This window comes from Streptomyces lydicus (assembly GCF_001729485.1).
GTDB classification, from domain to species: Bacteria; Actinomycetota; Actinomycetes; order Streptomycetales; family Streptomycetaceae; genus Streptomyces; species Streptomyces lydicus_D.
This window is the reverse complement of record NZ_CP017157.1, coordinates 7,316,220-7,331,830: the sequence shown is the minus strand read 5'-3', so window position 1 is coordinate 7,331,830 and position 15,611 is coordinate 7,316,220. Positions and strand designations below refer to the sequence as shown.

11 protein-coding genes and 1 riboswitch are annotated in these 15,611 nt (G+C 73.7%); of the genes, 5 read left to right on the top strand and 6 right to left on the bottom strand.

The annotated features are described in order from the left end of the window. Positions 1 to 161 precede the first annotated feature (161 nt). Together SL103_RS31755 and SL103_RS31750 are read left to right on the top strand one after the other, a co-directional pair. Positions 162 to 872: a LuxR C-terminal-related transcriptional regulator gene (locus tag SL103_RS31755; RefSeq protein ID WP_069574279.1), complete on the top strand. Its 711-nt coding sequence runs from the start codon at positions 162 to 164 to the stop codon at positions 870 to 872. Between the two features lie 260 nt (positions 873 to 1,132). Next, the gene (locus SL103_RS31750) at positions 1,133 to 2,257 is read left to right on the top strand and encodes an alpha/beta hydrolase (protein WP_069572407.1); all 1,125 of its coding nucleotides are present in this window, start codon (positions 1,133 to 1,135) and stop codon (positions 2,255 to 2,257) included. 74 nt (positions 2,258 to 2,331) lie between these two features. On the opposite strand, the gene SL103_RS31745 is transcribed toward SL103_RS31750, so the two are convergent. Beyond that, positions 2,332 to 3,462: a C40 family peptidase gene (locus SL103_RS31745; RefSeq protein WP_079146080.1), complete on the bottom strand. Its 1,131-nt coding sequence runs from the start codon at positions 3,460 to 3,462 to the stop codon at positions 2,332 to 2,334. Between the two features lie 319 nt (positions 3,463 to 3,781). Between SL103_RS31745 and SL103_RS31740 the strand changes: the two genes are divergently transcribed. After that, positions 3,782 to 4,135, top strand: a complete 354-nt coding sequence (locus tag SL103_RS31740) for a hypothetical protein (RefSeq protein ID WP_069572406.1) — start codon at positions 3,782 to 3,784, stop codon at positions 4,133 to 4,135. Between the two features lie 177 nt (positions 4,136 to 4,312). Here the strand turns inward: SL103_RS31740 and SL103_RS31735 are convergent, their stop codons facing one another. After that, positions 4,313 to 5,455: an NlpC/P60 family protein gene (locus SL103_RS31735; protein WP_069572405.1), complete on the bottom strand. Its 1,143-nt coding sequence runs from the start codon at positions 5,453 to 5,455 to the stop codon at positions 4,313 to 4,315. Between the two features lie 7 nt (positions 5,456 to 5,462). Further along, a riboswitch (cyclic di-AMP (ydaO/yuaA leader) is annotated at positions 5,463 to 5,644 on the bottom strand. A 228-nt stretch (positions 5,645 to 5,872) separates the two neighbouring features. Between SL103_RS31735 and pcrA the strand changes: the two genes are divergently transcribed. Then, entirely contained in the window at positions 5,873 to 8,389 is a 2,517-nt protein-coding gene (gene pcrA, locus SL103_RS31730) for a DNA helicase PcrA (protein WP_069572404.1), read from the top strand. Between the two features lie 46 nt (positions 8,390 to 8,435). Here the strand turns inward: pcrA and SL103_RS31725 are convergent, their stop codons facing one another. Continuing rightward, positions 8,436 to 10,319, bottom strand: a complete 1,884-nt coding sequence (locus SL103_RS31725) for a M23 family metallopeptidase (RefSeq protein WP_069572403.1) — start codon at positions 10,317 to 10,319, stop codon at positions 8,436 to 8,438. Between the two features lie 191 nt (positions 10,320 to 10,510). Next, positions 10,511 to 11,410 carry an esterase/lipase family protein gene (locus SL103_RS31720; protein WP_069572402.1) on the bottom strand — a complete coding sequence of 300 codons (900 nt, stop codon included), beginning with the start codon at positions 11,408 to 11,410 and terminating at the stop codon, positions 10,511 to 10,513. 387 nt (positions 11,411 to 11,797) lie between these two features. Here SL103_RS31720 and SL103_RS31715 point away from each other — a divergent pair, with 387 nt between their 5' ends. After that, positions 11,798 to 12,256, top strand: a complete 459-nt coding sequence (locus SL103_RS31715; protein WP_069572401.1) for a cobalamin B12-binding domain-containing protein — start codon at positions 11,798 to 11,800, stop codon at positions 12,254 to 12,256. A gap of 74 nt (positions 12,257 to 12,330) precedes the next feature. Here SL103_RS31715 and SL103_RS31710 read toward each other — a convergent pair whose 3' ends face one another. Together SL103_RS31710 and SL103_RS31705 are read right to left on the bottom strand one after the other, a co-directional pair. Beyond that, positions 12,331 to 14,124, bottom strand: a complete 1,794-nt coding sequence (locus SL103_RS31710; protein WP_079146079.1) for a DUF5691 domain-containing protein — start codon at positions 14,122 to 14,124, stop codon at positions 12,331 to 12,333. A 78-nt stretch (positions 14,125 to 14,202) separates the two neighbouring features. Next, positions 14,203 to 15,567, bottom strand: coding sequence for an SWIM zinc finger family protein (locus tag SL103_RS31705; RefSeq protein ID WP_069572399.1), 1,365 nt, complete (start codon positions 15,565 to 15,567; stop codon positions 14,203 to 14,205). Between the last annotated feature and the right edge of the window lie 44 nt (positions 15,568 to 15,611).

Sequence of the window (15,611 nt, the reverse complement as noted above, 5' to 3'; positions counted from 1 at the left end):
CCGCGCCGCACGAGGAGCCCCGAGCCGCGGCGCCGTACGAGGAAACCCGAGCCGCAGCGCCGGACGAGACCGCGGCGCCGGACGAGGCGCTCCCGGCGGCGACAGGGCCGGAGCGGACACGGGATGATGACCGGGCAGACACCGAGGGACGGACGGAAGACATGAGCAGCGAGGACGCACAGCAGGACGCGACCGCCCGCCCGGGCGGGGGCCGCACCGTACGGGTCGTGCTGGTCGACGACCACCGGATGTTCCGCACGGGCGTCCAGGCCGAGATCGGCGAGACCGCCCGCACCGGCGTCGAGGTGGTCGGCGAGGCCGCCGACGTCGACCAGGCGGTCACGGTCATCACCGCCACCCGCCCCGAGGTCGTCCTCCTGGACGTGCACCTCCCCGGCGGCGGCGGTGTCGAGGTGCTGCGCCGCTGCGCCGCGCTGTCGGCCGACGCCGAGCGCCCGGTCCGCTTCCTGGCGCTGTCCGTCTCCGACGCGGCCGAGGACGTGATCGGCGTCATCCGCGGCGGCGCCCGCGGCTATGTGACCAAGACCATCACGGGCACCGACCTGGTCGACGCGATCTTCCGGGTCGCGGACGGCGACGCGGTCTTCTCCCCGCGGCTGGCCGGCTTCGTCCTGGACGCCTTCGCCTCCACCGACGCCCCGCCGGTCGACGAGGACCTGGACCGCCTCACCCAGCGCGAACGCGAGGTGCTGCGGCTGATCGCCCGCGGATACGCGTACAAGGAGATCGCCAAGCAGCTCTTCATCTCCGTGAAGACGGTCGAGTCCCACGTCTCCGCGGTACTGCGCAAGCTCCAGCTCTCCAACCGCCACGAGCTGACCCGCTGGGCGGCCGCCCGCAGACTGGTCTGACGCCCTGACCAGCGGCTCCGTACGCCCCGGCGGTGGGTACCGGCCCCGGGGCGGCGCCGCGGACGGGACCGGGGCGGCGGCGCGGGGAAAGGGGGCGCGCGGGGGAGCGGTGCGGAGGACGAGGGCGTAAAGAACGACCAAAGACGGGCAACCAGGACCACGCGGATCGCCATCTAAGGGCGCGGAGAGGCTCACTGCCGGAGGCGGGGCCCGAACCATCCCCACGTCCTTCGCGTAGTTGTCCTGGAAACGAGATCCCGATGAGCCTGACGGGCACGCCCTTCTTCCTCACCTCGATCCTGCTGCTGATCGTCGCCGTCGTGGTGCCGTTCACCCTGTGGACCCGGATAGCCGGGCCGCCCCTGCTGCGCGGCCTGGCCCGCCTGCTGATGCTGCTGTTCGCCCAGGTCACGGCCATCACCCTGGTCTTCGTCATGGTCAACAACGCCAACAACCTCTACGACACCTGGGGCGATCTGCTCGGCACCGACAGCCATGTCGCGGCGGCCAAGGACCTGGGCCCCGACGGCATGGGCGGCCAGCAGATCAAGAACGAGCCCAAGCAGCTCCAGCGGTTCCGCCCGGCCGACGACCCGCGGATGGGGCCCGGTGTGCGGATGACCGACCTCCAGGGCCGCATCTCGGGCGTGATGGGCGAGGTGTACGTCTGGCTGCCGCCGCAGTACGCCGACCCGGCCTACCGGCACAAGAGGTTCCCGGTGGTCGAGCTGCTGCCCGGCTACCCCGGCTCGTCGAAGGCGTGGTTCGGGTCGCTGCACGTCGGCGAGCAGCTCGGGCCGCTGATGCTGAGCGGCGCGGTCAAGCCGTTCATCCTGGTGGCACCGCGGACCAACATCCTCACCGGCGCCGACACCGGCTGCGTCAACCTCCCCGGCAAGGTCAACGCCGACAGCTGGCTGACCGTCGACGTACGCAAGATGATCACCGACAACTTCCGGGCCGGCACCAAGCCGGACTCCTGGGCGCTGGCCGGCTACTCCGCCGGTGCGCACTGCGCCGCCAAGCTGGCCCTCGCCCACCCGGACCGCTACCGCGCCGCGGTCGCCCTGTCCGGCTACAACGACCCGGCCCTGGAGCCCGACTCGCTCGCCGGCAAGGACCCCAAGCTGCGCCTCACGTCCAACCCGCTGCACATCCTGCAGGCCGCCAACGCGGCCGGGCGGCCGCCCCGTACGGCGCTGTACGTCTCGGGCGCCGCCGGCGACGGCTACCAGGCGGGCATCGGCCTGCGCCAGCTGGCCAAGCGGCCGACGTCGGTGACCGTGCAGCTGATCCCGGCGAACGCGGGCGGCCACACCACCGCGGTGTGGCGCCAGCAGGTGCCGGAGGTCTTCCGCTGGCTGGGCGGCCGGATCAGGGCGTAACGGCCCGGCCGCCGGGGACGGTTCCCGCGCCGAGGAGCTCCCGGGGCGCGGCGGACCGGGCTGCGCGGTCCGCGCTACGCGGGTCGCGTGGCGCCCGCGAACGGCATCTGGTCGATGGGCGCGAGGCGTACCGGCGCACCCGGATGGGGCGCGTGGATCATCTTGCCGTCGCCGACGTAGAGCCCGACATGACTGATGCCGGAGTAGAAGAACACCAGGTCACCCGGGGCGAGTTGGGATCGCTCGATGCGCGGGCCGGCGTTGATCTGGGTGTAGGTGGTGCGGGGGAGGGCCACGCCGCCGGACCGCCAGGCGGCCTGCGTCAGTCCCGAGCAGTCATAGGCGGACGGGCCGGTGGCGCCCCAGACGTAGGGCTTGCCGAGGGCCGCGTAGGCGAACGAGACGGCACGCGCGGCACGGGAGTCCGGGGCCTGCGCGGCGGCCGCCGACCCGGTGGGGATCCCGCCGAGGAGGCCGTCGCCGCGGCCCGCCTCCCGGCTCGCCCGGCCGGCACCGCCACCGTCCCGCGCCGCGTCGCGGCCCGCCATCCGCTGCCGCTGCTCCGCGGTCAGGCGGCTGAGCAGCTGCTCGGCGGCGTCCAGCTTGCGGACGACGGTGACCCGGTGCTTCTTCGCGGTGGCCTCGCCCGCCGTCATCCGCCGCGCCGTCTCCGCGGCCTGCTGCCGGACCTGCCGTACGCTGCCGAGCCGGCGCGCGTAGCCGGCCACCGCGGCCGCCTGGTGGCTGCCGGTGCGCTCCAGCACCGCGGCGCCGTCCAGATAGCGCTGCGGATCGGCCGACAGCATCAGCCGTACGGTCGGGTCCACCCCTCCCGAGCGGTACTGCGAGGCGGCCAGGGTGCCCAGTTCGGCGCGGGCGGCGTTCAGTTTCGAGGTCCGGCGGGCGGCCTCGTCCTGCAGTCTGCTCAACTCCTCGCGTGCGGAGTCGGCAGCCTCCTTGGCGCCGTTGTAGTTCTGCGTGGCCACCTCTGCCTCCTGGTACAGCGCGTCGACCCGGCCCTTGACCTGGGCGGGTGTGGGCGGTGGTGCTGCCTGGCCGGTGCCGTCGAAGGTGGTGGCGGTGGCGGCGCCGGCGAGGGCGAGCGTGGCGGCCGTACGGGCGGTGCGCGCGCTGCGGGAGCCGCCGGTGAGCGAGGCGAGCGGGTGCTGCCTGGGCTTGCGGTGCGAGGCCACGGTGGCCGTCACTTCCTTCCCTTCGGGCCGGGGCCGGCGGCGGTCCGCAACGAGGAGCGGACCGCCGCCGGACTCGCGGCGGGGCGGTCGACGGAACACCGGTACGGGGTCCGGTGGGGGCGGGAGCCGACCGCCTGGGGGAGGACGCTAGACCCGGCCGTCGGGCGAGTGAGCCCGCTTGCCCGGCATTGTCCTTTTTCGACCGCCGCCGGAGCGGGCCTGACCGTCGCGCCGTCGCCCGCACGCCTGGAGCGGTCTGCCCTGACCGAAGCGGCGATTGCGGACGCCCTGCCCGAGGGGCCGTGCTATACGGCGGCTACGATCCAGCACTATGGACGTAGTAATCAATATCTTCGTCGCGCTGCACATCATCGGCATCGCCTCCCTCCTGGGCGGCTTCCTCACCCAGATGAAGGCGATGAGCGCGGGCACCGCGCGCTTCGTGCCCGCGATGCTGCACGGCGCGCTGACGATGCTGGTCACCGGCATCGTGCTGGTCGGCCTCAACCAGGCCCAGGGCCACCCCGTCAACAACATCAAGATCGGCATCAAGCTCGCCGTCCTGGTGGTGATCCTGGCGCTGGTCTACGTCAAGCGGGACGAGGAGACGGTCGACAAGCCGCTCTTCGGCGCGGTCGGTGGGCTCACCGTCGCCAACATCTTCATCGCGGTGCTCTGGACCTGAACCTGAACCCGCCACCGCGGCACCCCGGGACCCACCGGGCGCCGCCGCGGCCCGGCCGCCGCAACGGCACACCGCGCGGTCGTCGCACTCCGGAAGCGGAGGCGACGGCCGCGCGGTGGCGTGTGGGGGGTGGCCCGTGGGGGGTGGTCTTCAGGGCGGGGCGGGGCGGGGCCGGGCTCAGCCCGGGCGGACGCTCCCGTAGATCGGCATGTAGTAGATCGACTCCTCCCGGACGTCGGCGCCCGGGTGCGGCGCGTGGATCATCTTGCCGCCGCCTATGTACATGCCGACATGGCTGATGTCGTCGAAGAAGAACACCAGGTCACCGGGCTGGAGGTCGCTGGTCGCCACCCGCTGGCCGACCTTGACCTGGTCCCAGGTCGTGCGCGGCAGATCGACCCCGGCCGCCTTGTACGCCGCCTGCGTCAGCCCCGAGCAGTCGTAGGAGCTGGGGCCGGTCGCGCCCCAGACGTACGGCTTGCCGATCTGGGCACGGGCGAACGCCAGCGCCTTCGCGGCCTTGGTGGACTGGGTGCCCCCGGTGGTGCTGCCGCCGCCGGCGGTACCGCCGCCGGTCGTGCCGCCGCCGTCCTGCTGCCGCTGGCGCTCCCGCTCCTGCTGCCGGCGCGCCTCCTCCTCGGCCTTGCGCTTGGCCGCCGCCTCCTTCTGGCGCTCCAGTTCCGCCAGCCGCGCCTTCTCCTGGGCGGTCAGCCGCGACAGCAGCTGCCGGGCCTCGGCCAGCTTCTGCTGCACCGACTGCTTGGACGCCTTGAGGGACGCCTGCGACGCCTGCAGCCGCTCCAGGCTGCGGCCGGCCTCGGCCCGCTGGCGCGCCGCCGCGGCCGCCTGCTCCTCGTAGCTGCTGACGGCCTGCTGCTGCCGGCTGGTCAGCCGCTCCATGAGGTGGCTGCGGTCGAAGAACTGCTGCGGGTCCTTGGCGAGCATCAGCTGCGCCGTCGGGTTCATCCCGCCGGTGCGGTACTGCGCCGAGGCGAAGGTGCCCAGCTCCCGCCGGGTGTCGTTCATCTTCTGCGCGCGCTTGGCGGCGGCGTCGAGCAGGCCGTCGACGGTGGTGCGCTGGTGGTCGGCGCGCTCCTTGGCGGCGTTGTACTTCTGGGTGGCCACCTCCGCCTGGCGGTAGAGGCCGTCGACCTTCTGCTTGACCTCTTCGATGGTGGGCCTCGGTGCCCTGGGGGCCGCGTCGGCGGACTGCGAGAGCAGGGTGACCGAGGCGAGGGCGGCGGACGTGAGCCCGGCCGCGGTACGCCGGCCCCCCGGCGAGGTGAGAACACTGGTGCGCGGCTTGCGATGGGACGCCAAGGCCGGCAACTCCTTCCGTGAACCGCCTACCGGGTTAGCTGTCGGGTTCGGGCGGTTACTGACGGAAGGCTTGCCCTACGGTCCGGGCGTCCGTCGATGACGGGCGCAGGACCGATTCACCCCGGTGGTGCTGGTGGGTCCCCGGCTCCGGGTGCCTGGTGGCAGGGCCGGACTCGGCGTCGGCGGCCCGTGCGGTCCTGTCGATCGCGGGGAGGCGGGCTGCCTGAGCGAGGACGTTAGCCAACTCGTGTGGCTCCTGTGAAGGCTGATGTTCGATATGCCCGAAACCTTTTCGTGACCTGAACGCGATGCGAAGGTTGTCGCCCCCCGCCCGGCTTCCGCCACCGCCCCGTACGAGGCGGACAATCGCCCACTCCCCGGCGCGCTGTCGGTGCGGCCGCCTAGACTCGGTGGGCGATGAGCAGCCTCTTTGACGACAGCTTCCTGGCGGACCTCGGCCCCAAGGGCGAGGAGGAGCCCCCGCCGCCTCCCGAGGACGAGCACGGGCCCGCCCCCGAGGAGATCCCCGCCGACCTCTTCGGCGGGAGGTTCGACGCGCCCGCGCCCAGGGACGCCTACTACCGCGACGGCGCCGCCCGCCCGCCCGTCGACGCCGCCGCGCTGCTCGAGGGCCTCAACGACCAGCAGAAGGCCGCTGTGGTGCACACCGGCGGCCCGCTGCTGATCGTCGCCGGCGCCGGCTCCGGCAAGACCCGGGTGCTCACCCACCGCATCGCCCACCTGCTCGCCGAGCGCCACGTCCACCCCGGCCAGATCCTCGCGATCACCTTCACGAACAAGGCCGCCGGCGAGATGAAGGAGCGGGTGGAGGAGCTCGTCGGCCCGCGCGCCAACGCGATGTGGGTCTCCACCTTCCACAGCGCCTGCGTACGCATCCTGCGCCGCGAGTCCAAGAAGCTGGGCTTCACGTCCTCCTTCTCGATCTACGACGCCGCCGACTCCAAGCGCCTGATGGCCCTGGTCTGCCGCGATCTGGACCTCGACCCCAAGCGCTTCCCGCCCAAGTCCTTCAGCGCGAAGATCTCCAACCTCAAGAACGAGCTCATCGACGAGGAGACCTTCGCCGGGACCGCCACCGACGGGTTCGAGAAGACCCTGGCCGAGGCGTACGCGATGTACCAGGCGCGGCTGCGCGAGGCCAACGCCCTGGACTTCGACGACATCATCATGACGACGGTCCACCTGCTGCAGGCGTTCCCCGACGTCGCCGAGCACTACCGCCGCCGCTTCCGGCACGTCCTCGTCGACGAGTACCAGGACACCAACCACGCCCAGTACACCCTGGTCCGCGAGCTGGTGGGCACCTCCCCCACGCTCGGCTCCGCTCGCGCGGGGGGACCCCCATCCCCCGACATCCCGGCCGCCGAACTGTGCGTCGTCGGTGACGCCGACCAGTCGATCTACGCCTTCCGCGGCGCCACGATCCGCAACATCCTCCAGTTCGAGGAGGACTACCCGGACGCCACGACGATCCTGCTGGAGCAGAACTACCGCTCCAGCCAGACGATCCTGTCCGCCGCCAACGCCGTCATCGAGCGCAACGAGAACCGCCGCCCCAAGAACCTCTGGACGGACGCCGGCACCGGCTCCAAGATCACCGGCTATGTCGCCGACACCGAGCACGACGAGGCGCAGTTCGTCGCCGACGAGATCGACCGGCTGACCGACACCGGCGACGCCAAGGCCGGCGACGTCGCGGTCTTCTACCGCACCAACGCCCAGTCCCGCGTCTTCGAAGAGATCTTCATCCGGGTCGGGCTGCCCTACAAGGTCGTCGGCGGCGTGCGCTTCTACGAGCGCAAGGAGGTCCGCGACGTCCTCGCCTACCTGCGGGTGCTCGCCAACCCCGAGGACTCCGTCCCGCTGCGCCGCATCCTCAACGTCCCCAAGCGCGGCATCGGCGAACGCGCCGAGGCGATGATCGACGCCCTGTCGTCGCGCGAGAAGATCACCTTCCCGCAGGCGCTGCGCCGCGTCGACGAGGCGTACGGCATGGCCGCCCGCTCCGCCAACGCCGTCAAGCGCTTCAACGTGCTGATGGAGGAGCTGCGGACGATCGTCGAGTCCGGCGCCGGCCCGGCCACCGTCCTGGAAGCCGTCCTGGAGCGCACGGGCTACCTCGCCGAACTCCAGGCGTCCACCGACCCGCAGGACGAGACCCGGATCGAGAACCTCCAGGAACTCGCCGCGGTGGCCCTGGAGTTCGAGCAGGACCGCGGCGAGGAGGATCCGGGCACGCTCTCCGAGTTCCTGGAGCAGGTCGCGCTGGTCGCCGACTCCGACCAGATCCCGGACGAGGACGAGGAGGGCAGCGGCGTGATCACGCTCATGACGCTGCACACCGCCAAGGGCCTGGAGTTCCCGGTCGTCTTCCTGAGCGGCATGGAGGACGGCGTCTTCCCGCACATGCGCGCGCTGGGCCAGACCAAGGAGCTGGAGGAGGAGCGCCGGCTGGCCTACGTCGGCATCACCCGCGCCCGCGAGCGGCTCTATGTGACCCGCTCGACGATGCGCAGCGCCTGGGGCCAGCCCTCGTACAACCCGCCCTCCCGTTTCCTGGAGGAGATCCCGGCCGACTACGTGGAGTGGAAGCGCACGGGTCCCGCGACGCCCTCCGCCTCGATGGGTGGGCTGTCGTCCCGCGGCGGCGGTGGCGGCGGTTTCGGCGCGGGCATCGGCGCCTCGCTGTCGTCGGCCCGCTCCAAGGGCCCCAGCGGCTTCGCGACCCGCCGCTCCCAGGACCGCCAGGTGGTCGCGCTGACCGTCGGCGACCGCGTCACCCACGACAGCTTCGGCCTGGGCACGGTCGTCGGCGTCAAGGGCAGCGGCGACAACGCCGAGGCGACCATCGACTTCGGCGGGGAGAAGCCCAAGCGGCTGCTGCTGCGGTACGCGCCGGTGGAGAAGCTCTGACCGGTGGGCGGGGCGGCAGGCCCGGAGCGGGCCTGCCGGCAGCCGGTCAGTTCGGGTTGAGGCCGTGGCTGCGCAGCCACGGGATCGGGTCGACCGCGGCGCCGCCACCGGGCCGGACCTCGAAGTGCAGGTGCGGGCCGGTGGAGTTGCCGGAGTTGCCCGAATAGGCGATCTGCTCGCCGGCCTTGACCGAGCCGGAACGGATCTTGGTGCTGCTCAGGTGGCAGTACCAGGTCTCCGTGCCGTCGGGCGCCGTCACGATCGCCATGTTCCCGTACGCGGAGTTCCACTGGGTGCGTACGGTGCCGTCGGTGGCGGACATGACCGGGGTGCCGTAGCTGACCGGGAAGTCGATGCCGGTGTGCACCGACATCCAGTTCACGCCGGCCTGGCCGAAGAGCGCGCTCAGCCCGTGCTGGGTGACCGGCAGCACGAACTTGGGGCGCAGGGCCTCCTTGCGGGCCGCCGCCTCCGCCTTGCGCTTGCGCTCCAGCGCCTGCCGCTCCTTGAGGTCGATCCGCTCCTGGGTGCGGCTGGCCCGGTCGCGGAAGTCGTCGGCGCTGGCGCTGAGCCCGGCGAGCTGGGTGTCGAGCTTCTTGTTGGCGGCGGTCGTCTTGACGCCGCCCGGGTCGACCGGGCCGGCCTGCGCTGCCGCGTCGGTCTTGTCGTCCCCGCTGAAGTTGGCGACGGAGGCGGCGGCCACACCGCACACCCCCATGGCGGCGACCGAGGGCACCGCGACGGTCAGCAGCGCCGAGCGCTTCGCCGGACGGCGCCGGCCCCGGCCGCGGACGGCCTTGCCCGGGTCCGGTCCGGTGACCCGCCGGCCGGTCGGGGCGGCGGGGGTGACCGGCATGGCCTGCGTCATGGCGTCGGCCACGGCGGCGGCGTCACCGGTGCCGGCGGCGTCCGTGCCGTCGGCGGTGTCGTGGCCGTGGGCCTCGCCGAGGGCGTTCTCGTCGCCGGGGGCGCCGTCGTCGTGCCGGGCGCTCTCCTCCCAAGTGACGCTGTCCCACTGGACGGTGTCGGCCGCCGGCGGGCCGGCCTGCGCGGGGATCCCGGCGATCAGCTCCTGGTCCACGGTCGACCAGATCGCGGTGGCCTCGTACCCCGGCGTCTCGCGGTGTCCGGTGTCGAAGGCCGCGGACTCCAGGTGCGCCATGTCGAAGTGCGCGGTTTCCGCGTTCGCGAAGGCCGCGCTCTCCTCGACGGCGGTGGCCTGCCGGCCGATGGTCTCGAAGCCGCCCGTCGTCCCGTAGACGTCTGCCGCCCCGTACGCGCCGGCCGCGTCGTAGGTGCCGGTCGTCCCGTACGCACCGGTGTCGTACCCGCCGGCGGGGTGGCTGCCGGTGTCGTACGTGCCGTGGCCGTAGGAGGTGGCGTCGTGGCCGGCGGGCTCATGGGTCACCGGCGGGTATCCGGCCGCCTCCGGCGCGGGCGTCCCGTACGCGGTGTGCGCGTACGGGTCGTAGCCGCCGGCGGTACCGGTGTCGTAGGTACCGGTGTCGTAGGCGCCGGTGCCCCACTGCGTCGTGTCGTAGCTGCCGGTGTCGTACCCGCCGGGGGTGTAGCCGTCGCCCGCCGCTGCCGGGTAGGCCCCGGTGTCGTACCCCGTGTCGTAGCCGCCCGTGCCGTACGCGCCGTATGCCGCGCCGGTGCCGTGGGCACCCGTGTCGTAGCTCCCGGCGTCCTGGGCCGCGGCGTACGTCCCGGTGCCGTAGCCGCCGGCCGGGTAGCCGCCGGTGTCGTACGTCTCCGTCCCGTACGCGCCGGGAAGCGAGCCGAACAGCGGGTCACCGTCGCCGTATTCGGCGTTGCCGGCTGGGGAATGCTGCTGCCCGTACGGGTCGTAAGCGGGAAAGTCCGCATACGAGGCGTCGGAAGCGGAGCCGGTCGGAAGGGGGCCTTCCGATGGGTGACGGTCGTTCACCAACTTCTCTTTCGCCTCGGCAGCAGGAGAATTAGCGGCGACTGTACCCGGCGGTACACGACGGCGACAATCTTCCACGGGTTTTACGCTCGGCAAGACCGGGCATTTGGCCGCCTTTCGGCAGAGCCCATGCGAGTTCTTGGCGCCCCGTTCGACGCGTGTTCGACCGTCCGTCACGCTGCGTGGCGAGGTCACGCCACCGACGCGGCCTCCGCGGGGCCCTCTCCCGCCGTCGCCCCCGCCGCGGCGAGGGCTTCCCGTATTCCGGCTGCGACGGCGCCGTTGACCGGTAGCGCGAGATGTCCGACACCGGCGACATGCACGTTGTACGTGATCAAATCCGGGTGATCGATTCTGGCCGTCCTGGCCGGAACCATCACCTGGTCCTCCTCGCTCCAGAAAGCGACAAATTGCGTCCGGCAATTCGGCGCCGGAAGCGACAACTCCGCTATCACCTCGGAATCGGGGCGCATCTGGCGGACGATCGGGTGCGCCGACATCAGTGGAGCGACGCGGGTGCCGGAGTGCGGCGTGCCGAGCGTGACGACCGTACGGACGCGGGCGTCGCCGCCGAGCCGCTGGACGTAGTACCGCGCGATCAGCCCGCCGAGGCTGTGGCCGACGAGGTCCAGCCGGCGGTGACCGGTCCGCCGGCACACCTCCTCCACATGGCGGCCCAACAGCTCGGCCGCCTTGCGCAGATCGCAGGTCAGCGGCGAGTAGTTGAGCGCCTCGACATGGCGCCAGCCGTGCCGGAGCAGCGAGCGGCGCAGCAGCACGAAGACGGAGCGGTTGTCGATGAAGCCGTGCAGCAGGAGCACCGGCGGACGGGACCGGCCTTCGGTCGGCAGCGGCGACGGCGGGCCGGCCGCGCCGGGGCGCGGCGCTTCCACCGCCGGGGGAAGGGGCCGCTCCTGGGAGATGCCGGTCGGATACAGCAGGAGATGACCGGCGAGCACCGCCAGCTCCGTCACCGTGCTGCGCAGCAGAAGGGAAGAGGCGCGTGGCGGCAGCAGCCGGGCGCACCGCAGCGGTACGGCGAGGAGGCGCGCGAGCAGAAGAGGTGCGGAGAGAAAGGGCAGGGCCTGCATGGCTGACCTCCCGAACGGCACGCGGAAGGCAGCTGTGACCCCCGAATGCCCTCGCGGGAAGCCATGAGCTGCCACGGCGGGCAGGCGGCATGCCCGTCCCGGCATACCCGTCCCGATGTGCGCCCGACGGCGCGGTGGCCCGGCTGCGACTCCCCGTACGCCCGGCCCGCGCGCGCCGCCGCCTGTCCCTGGCGGCGCGGCGCGCGGGACGCGGTGCGTGGCGAACGTGTCCCGTGTGTGATTTCCCCCTCGCCGGATGTCACGAAACGGCTGGGTACGGGATGCTGGAGATAACGTTCGTTCACGCTCGTGGCCGCCGGATCGCGGCCGCGCGATCGATTGTCGGCTCGGCGGCACCACCGTGCCGTGCATGGCTTGGAGGCAGTGATGAGTGTGGCTCGGCAGAGCGGGGCGCAAGCGGGGAGCCAGGGCACGGCGGGCCGGTCGGGCCCGATCCGTGTGGTGGTGGCCAAGCCGGGCCTGGACGGGCACGACCGCGGCGCCAAGGTCATCGCGCGGGCACTGCGCGACGCCGGCATGGAGGTCATCTACACCGGCCTGCACCAGACCCCCGAGCAGATCGTCGACACCGCGATCCAGGAGGACGCCGACGCCATCGGCCTGTCCATCCTCTCCGGCGCGCACAACACCCTCTTCGCGAAGGTCATCGCCCTGTTGGAGGAGCGCGACGCGGCGGACATCAAGGTCTTCGGCGGCGGCATCATCCCCGAGGAGGACATCCCTCCGCTCAAGGCCCAGGGCGTCGCGGAGATCTTCACCCCGGGCGCGACGACCACCTCGATCGTGGAGTGGGTCAACGCCAACGTGCGCCCGCTGGCGGTCTGAGGCACCGGGACGACCCGACCCGGAGCGGCGCCGTCCGGCCGACGGGCGGCGCCGCCCGGCCGGGGCGCGGCACCTCACCGCGCGCTCCGGCCGTCCGGGCCCCCGGGCGGCGGGGCGAGTTCGTCACGCATCGTGGCGCGCAGCCGGAGCGTGCCGACCAGCCGCTGGAACGCCTCGGACCAGTAGCCGCCGGAGCCGGGCGAGGCGCCCTCCGGCTCGTCCGTGACCGCGGTGAGCATGTCCAGACGGTCCGCCGCGGCCGGGTCCAGACACCGCTCGGCCAGGCCCATCACGCCGCTGAAGCTCCACGGATAGCTGCCCGCGTCCCGCGCGATGTCCAGGGCGTCCACGACGGACCGGCCCAGCGGCTCCGCCCAGGGCACCGCGCAGACCCCCAGCATCCGGAACGCGTCCGACAGGCCGTGCGCGGCGATGAACTCGGCCACCCAGCGGGCCCGTTCGTCGGCCGGCAGCACGGTCAGCAGCTTGGCCAGATCCCGTGACGAGCCGGCCGGCGCGACCTCGGCGGCCTGCGCCGGAGCGGCCGGCGCGCCCAGCAGCGCCCGCGCCCACTCCGCGTTCCGCTGGCGCACCGCGGCCCGGCACCAGGCGTCATGCAGTTCGGTCCGCCAGTCGTCGGCCACCGGCAACGCCACGATCGCCGCCGGATCCCGGCCCGCGAACCGCTCGCACCAGCCCTCCAGCGGCGCGGCCTCCACCAACTGCCCCAGCCACCAGGACCGTTCACCCCGGCCGGACGGCGGCTTCGGCGCCACCCCGTCCCGCTGCATCCCCGCGTCGCACTCGTGCGGCGCCTCGACGACGATCACCGCGGGATCGGCCGAGCGGTCCGGACTGACGTGCGCCTGCGCGCGCCGCGCCATCCGGGCCGCGAGCGCCGACCCGGGCAGCGCGGAGAGCAGCTCGGCGGCCGTGGCCCGGACGTTGCGGCTGCGGTCGGACAGCGTCTGTTCGAGGAACGGCTCATCGGTCGCCGCGAGGGTCTCGCGCAGCGAGTCGAGAAACAGCAGGCGGTCCTCGGCCCGCTCCGTCGCCCAGGTCGTCACCAGCAGCTCCAGCCCCTCCTGCGGGTCGCGGCGGCGCAACGCGGTGAGCAGCGCCACCCGCTCCGCGAACAGGCCCTCCTCCCACAGGCGCCGCACCTGTGCGGGATCCGCCGCCGCGGACGGCTCCGCCGGGCCGCCGCTGCCCCGCAGCACGAACGTCCACGCGTCGTTGAGCCGCGCCAGCCACAGGGCCCGCGGCCCCGCCAGGGCGAGCGCGGCCGGCCGCAGATCGGTACGCGCCCGGGCGGCGTCGAGCAGCGCGGGCAGCAGCGCCTCCGGGGCGCGGTAACCGTGGCCGTCGGCGGCGGCCAGCCACTGCGGCAGCAGTTCGGTGAGGTCCGGGGCCGTCCCGCGGCGGCTGCCGCCTCCGGAGCCGCCGCGGTCGGCGAGCAGCAGCGCGAGCCGGCGGCGCGCGGCCGGCGGCAGCAGGGGCCGCGGGTCGGCCGGGGCCGGGGCGGGCCGCTCACCGGCCGGCGCCGGGCGCAGCGCCGCCCGGCGGCGGACCGTGCTCACCGCGGCCGCGTCCAGCAGCGCGGCCGCGGCACCCTGGCCGGGCCGCACCGCCACCGGCGGCAGCCGCCGCTCGGTCCCGAGCAGCGCCGCGTTCACGAGCGCGGACCAGGGCGCGGGAGCGGCCGCGACGGGCGGGGGAGCGGCGGGCGCGGCGGCGGTGGTGAGCGCGGTGGACGGGTCGGCTGCTGCCGCCGCGGCAGGTGAAGCCGGTGTGGCGGGTGCAGCAGGTGATGCGGGTGTGGTGTCGCCGGCCGTGCGGGCGGCGTCAGGGCTGGTGGTTGTCGTCATGCCCTTCCTCCAGGAATCGGTGGTCGACGGGGTACAGCAGTGCGAGGGTGTCGCGTCCGGCGCGACCGGGGCCTGCGGTCACAGGGACACCGGGGCCGGGTCCCAGACGGTCAGCGGCAGGAAGCCGCGGTGGCCGCACTCGCCGAAGACCGTGACCGGCGCACCACCCGATATGGCGGCCAGCTGCCAGAGCCCCGTACGGCCCGGACAGCGCGGGTCCAACGGAAGCGCCGACTCGCCGTCCGCGTCGGCCAGTTGCCAGCCCGCGCCGTCCCGGCCCGGTATCGGCGTGACGTCCGCGAGCACCACCGGCCAGGACTCCAGCCACGGGTCGTCGCGCAGCGCATCGCCGTACGCGGCCAGCGCGGCGTCGATGCCGCAGCCCGGCGGCACCGGCCCCGGAACCGCCGGGGCATGCCGCTCCCCGAGGGCGGCGCGCAGCGGCCGGGCACCCGGGTAGAACGCCAGGTCCGCGTCGAGCACCAGACCGGGCGGCAGCGCCACGTCCAGCGGACGATGGGCACCGCCGAAGGACAGGTGCAGCGCCATCCGCCCGGTCCGCTCACCCCGCAGATGGATGCGGCGGGTGGTCAGCGCGCCGTCGTCGCTGTCCTGTTGGGCGAGCACCAGCCAGCGGTCCCGCACCGTCGCCGCGTCGGGACCGGCCAGCAGCTCCGCCGCCTCCGTCGTCAGACCGACCCGCGACCGGACCGTCGCCGCGAGCGGCGCCGGCAGGCCCTCGATGCCGAGGAAGCCCCGGCCGAGCAGATGCAGCAGCGCACACTCCTCCAGCAGCCGCGCCGGCCAGTCCGGCCCCGACGCCACCAGCGACCCCAACTCCCGCGCCCGCGCGGCCAGCCCGGGCGCCTGCGCGTCGACCATGCGCGCCGCCGTCTCGTCCCAGGAACCGCCCCCGCCGGCGCGGTCGGCCGAGGCCAGCCCCGACTGCAGCAGGTCCTCCAGCCGCTGCTCCAACTCCGTCGCGCCCGCGCCGATGCGCCGCATCCGGCGCTCCGCCCGTCGCTCGGCCGCCGCCGGATCGGCGGGCGCCCGCGAGGCGGCACCGGAACCGGCGGCCGCGCCCCCCGGCCCACCGGGCCGCTCACGACGGCCGGCCAGCCACTCACCCGCCCACTGCGGCGGCTCCCCGCCCGCCACCGCCCCGGCGTCCCCCGCCCAGAGCAGCAGCAGCCCCAGCGCGTGCTTGCACGGAAACTTCCGGCTCGGACAACTGCACCGGAAAGCCGGCCCCTTGATGTCCACCACCGCCTGATACGGCGTCCTGCCGCTGCCCTTGCACAGCCCCCACACCGCGCCGTCGTCCGCGCCCGTCCCCGACCACGGCCCGGGCGCCGCGAGCTTGCCGCCCGCCCTGCGTGATGCCTCGTCAGGTGCCAGTGCGAGCACCTGATCCGTCGTCCAGCGTTCCCCCAGCGGATTCATGTCAACGACGCTACGGCGCACCACTGACAATCCCCCTCGCCCAC